General features: G+C 65.4%; 2 protein-coding genes. Both read right to left on the reverse strand.

Annotated elements, in window-relative coordinates; genetic code table 11:
• Positions 1-283: 283 nt before the first annotated feature.
• Positions 284-1828, reverse strand: coding sequence for a zinc finger domain-containing protein (locus NQU54_RS48155; protein WP_257636587.1), 1545 nt, complete (start codon positions 1826-1828; stop codon positions 284-286).
• Between the two features lie 32 nt (positions 1829-1860).
• A complete protein-coding gene (ltrA, locus tag NQU54_RS48160) occupies positions 1861-3330 on the reverse strand; it encodes a group II intron reverse transcriptase/maturase (RefSeq protein WP_257636588.1) in 1470 nt (489 codons plus the stop codon).
• Positions 3331-3954 lie beyond the last annotated feature (624 nt).

Here is a 3954-nt window from a genome sequence, read left to right on the forward strand (position 1 = left end):
GGCCGTGCCGGGTGGGTCAGCCGTACTCGGTGAAGATGACCGACTCGGCGTTATGGGCATTAAGTCCCATAGCGGTGACGCTGGGTATCTAACCGGTCCGGGCAGCGGCTCGACCCGCCGCCCGGCTGAGACCGCAATGGCACGTCAGACCCGGTCGGACCTGTTGGGTCTCACAGGTCCGACCAGGGGCTGGGCTGTAGCCAAGCCTCGAGCGGGAGTGGCGAGTTCACATCGTCGCTGCCAGCGGAACACCATGAACCGTTGCCATTGCAGCCGCGGGTAGTCAGGACCGCGGCAGCCCTTTGCGGGTGTTCTCCCGTGCCAGGTCGACGCGTGAACGATGCACGCCTCCGCTCGGCGATGCGCAGCGCGCACCGGGCGCTTTGCCGCAGTCAGGGCAGGTGACCTCGTAGACCCGCCAGGGGCGGGGGGCTTGCTGGGCTTTGATCTTGCGTTCTTCCACGATCGGCAGCAGCCGCTCATCGTGAGGGACTGCGCGCACTTCACCGGTGCCGGTCCCGTCATCGATGACACAGTCTGCGCCCTTTCCGACGTGGCAGCGTGGGCATTCCCTCTTGATCCAGTGCCGTCGTGCCACCTGCTTGTGCAGCGGCAGCCGCCCCTTCGGACGCTTCTCCTTGTTGGCTGACCTTGAGGACTGTGCCGCTGGGGCGGGCGTGATCGGCTTGTTGAAGCCTGCGCGCTCCTTCCAGCGCTTGATCTGCGTTGCCTGGCGGGCGTTGACATGGCTGCCCGCCTCGGCCGCCGCTTGGACGAGCGCTTTCACACGAGCGCGCAGCGCGGCCGGTGGCAGGGGGGTGCCGAGTCTCAGCTCCGTGAGGATGTGCGTCAGGTTCTTTGCCGCCGCCTTGGCCTGGGCGTTGAGATAGTCGGCGGCCGCGCGGGCGATCTGGTCTTCGTCCTCGGTGCGGTCGTGGTCGGCGGTAGCGTTGGCGAGGGTCAGGCACTCGCGGACCTGTTCGGTGCGTCGGCCGGCCACCGCTTTCTCGAGGCGGGTGAACAGGTCGCGGCGGACCTCGACCTGGCTCTCCAGCCAGCGGTGCGCCTCGTCCACGGCGGCGTCCAGCTGCTCCTGGGTTTCCTTGCTCACCCCAGTCAGGGCCGCGATATCGCCGCACATGCGGTCCACCATGATCACGGACTCCACCTTCCGCGCGTCGGCCAGACGGCGCAGCAGGGTCTGGGCGCGTGCCTGGGCGTCCGGTGCCTTCTTGGCCTTGGGCGCGGGCCACTGGGCCGGAGGAGGCGTGCGGTGGGAGCGGACGATCTGTTCGACCGCCGGTGTGGACAGGCCCCGCTCGCCCAGTTCGCATTCGTCCAGGCCGAACCATTCGGTGGGGCGTGCGAACGCCTCGGTGCCGATACGGACCCGCCGGGTGGTGCCTTCGCTGTCCAGCCGGATGCGGTGAACGTACCAGCGGCGGATCAGCGTGTCCCGGTCCACCGGCACTGACATCCCCAGCACCGGCTCGCTGTCGTCCTCCCACGCCGGGGGCACAGCCCGGTCCAGGTGCACGCGCAGCCCTCTACTGCGCCAGCGGATGTCCACCACCGATCCCAACGGTGCCCCGGCGGGCTGGGCGAAGTCGAAGTGGGCCTGTTCCCCGCGCTCGTGGAACCAAGTGGCGGTCGCGGACTTCACGTACAGGTGATCGGCGCTGGCCACGCCCCGGGCACGGCGCCGGCACACGTGCGGCAGCCCGTCCGGGTCCGGGTGGTTGAGTCGGCCTGGAGCGCGGTGCAGCAGTCGCCTGCTGTCCGTTTCTCCAGGCCGCTCGCCGAACCCGGCGTGCCCGTTACCGAGCACCGGGCTCTCCACAGAATCGCCGTGGACTTGATTCAGGCAGCCTGAGCCCAGGGGTTGGGGATGCGTTCGCCCCGGTAGCGGTACCGAACGATGGTCACCGCTGCTGGGTTGAACATCTCGATCCCGTCCGCCGCGATCGGCTTCCATTTCCCAGTGGGACCGGTGAGCCAACGGCGGACGTCCTTCCACGCCCAGCGGTGCCGATGACGCATCATCCGTACAATCCGCCACCAGATGAACTGGCGCAGATGTGCAAACGTCTGACTTGCCACGGCATGCCGGAAATAGGCGGTCCAGCCGCGCACGAGTCGGTTGATCCGCTCAAGCACGTCCCGCAGGTCTTGCTGTGACGTCCTGGGGGTCATAGTACGGATCTTCGCCTTAACGGCCTTGAGAGGCCGGTCGGCAACGAAGGTGTACACGTACCACTTATCCGTTCCCCTCTTGCGACCCCACCGGATGTGGAACCCAAGAAAGTCGAACCCCTCTTCCATATGCACTACCCTGGTCTTGGCCTCGGAGAGCCGTAGTCCCATAGGTTTGAGCACTTGGCTGATCTCCTCGCGCAGCACCTCGATGTCGTCTGCGGAATCTCCCCTTGCCAAGACGACGAAGTCGTCCGCGAAGCGGACAAATCGCCAAACGGGGAGCCCCTTCCAGGCACGACGCCGACGCCTCATCTCGGTAGACATCACCCCTCCTGGCCTCCACGGCGCCGTCATATGCTCATCGAGCGTAGACAGTGCAATGTTGGCCAATAGCGGGGAGAGAATGCCTCCCTGCGGCGTACCGCTCCGCATTTCTGAAACTGTGCCGAGTTCCGTTAGAACCCCGGCTTTCAGGAACGCCTTAATGAGCCGCAGCACGCGCTTATCTTTGATCCTTCCACGAACCCGTTCCATCAGGGCTGAATGGTCGATGGAATCGAAGCAGGCTTCGATATCGGCATCCAGCACCCACCGGTATCCACGGGTGCCGTAGAAGTGGATCTCGGCAATCGCGTCGTGTGCGCGCCGCTCGGGTCGGAAGCCATATGAGACTGGTTCGAAATCAGCCTCAAAGATAGGCTCCAACACCAGCTTCAGCGCCGCCTGAACAACCCGATCCGCCACCGTGGGGATACCCAGGCGGCGAACCTTTCCAGAGCCACCCGGCTTGGGGATCTTGCGCTCCCTCACCGGCTGTGGCCGGAACTCACCCGACTTGATAGCCGAGCGAAGGTCCTCCAGGAACCGCGCCACCCCGATCTCTGCCTCGATCCGTGCGGGCGTCAGCCCATCCGAACCGGCAGTGCGGGCCCCGCGGTTGGCTTCGACCCGCCACCACGCCATCTTCAGCGTGGCTGGGTCGTGCACGAGGTTGAAGACGTCGTCAAATCGGCGGTCCTTCCGGGCCGCCGCCCAACGGTGAAGTTTGGCCTGCATCTCCGATACCTGCTGACTCGAGCCCACGGGGAGCCCTTCCAGCAAAGCATCGCCATTCGGCGGTGCATCTTTCGGCATTGCAGTCTCCTTCCCTTCTGATTCTGCTGCCGCCCTTCGCCATGTGACCGGCTTTCCCGGCCTCGAACTACTACGGCGGCTCCGCCCCATCCAGGCCCGTTCGACTGACGGTGTGCCCAGCCTTTACTCCACGCTGGTTGCATGGCCGAAGGCGAGGGCCTGGACGGTTCCCGTGTTCACTTGCATTCGATCGACGGATTAGGCACCCAACTTTGCCCCTGCGACATCGCCGTGACTACCCCGCAGCACTTCATCACGGCCTCCCCTTCGCCGCACACATATAACTCCGGGGAGTTCTCCGTTCTCTGTGGGAACGGGTCTGCGTCGCCTCCGGCCCAGATCCACCAGGTTGGAGCCAGTGTCACTTGTAGGAGCGTAAAGCGCTGGTTCCTCTCGTATACCTTTCCGTCTCGCTTGCCGAACCCGCCCCATCTGGCAGTGCTGAGACGTCCCGGCTTTGTCAGGGCTGCTCCCACCCTCCTCGGCACCTCCCGAGTCGGGCTGCCCTCAGCTTCGCTATCCTGCTGCGACAGGACAGCGGAGGAGGTCTTTCACCTCCACTCGAATAACAAGCGCCTCACGGCGCACATGGGCGAAGTGACAAACCCGGTCGGTGTAGAGCTT

Origin of the sequence: Streptomyces malaysiensis subsp. samsunensis (genome assembly GCF_024519315.1) — a bacterium.
GTDB classification, from domain to species: domain Bacteria; phylum Actinomycetota; class Actinomycetes; order Streptomycetales; family Streptomycetaceae; genus Streptomyces; species Streptomyces malaysiensis.

Excerpts from the sequence above, each read along its gene's own strand:
- ltrA (WP_257636588.1), bottom strand. The coding sequence starts at position 3,330 with ATGCCGAAAGATGCACCGCCGAATGGCGATGCTTTGCTGGAAGGGCTC.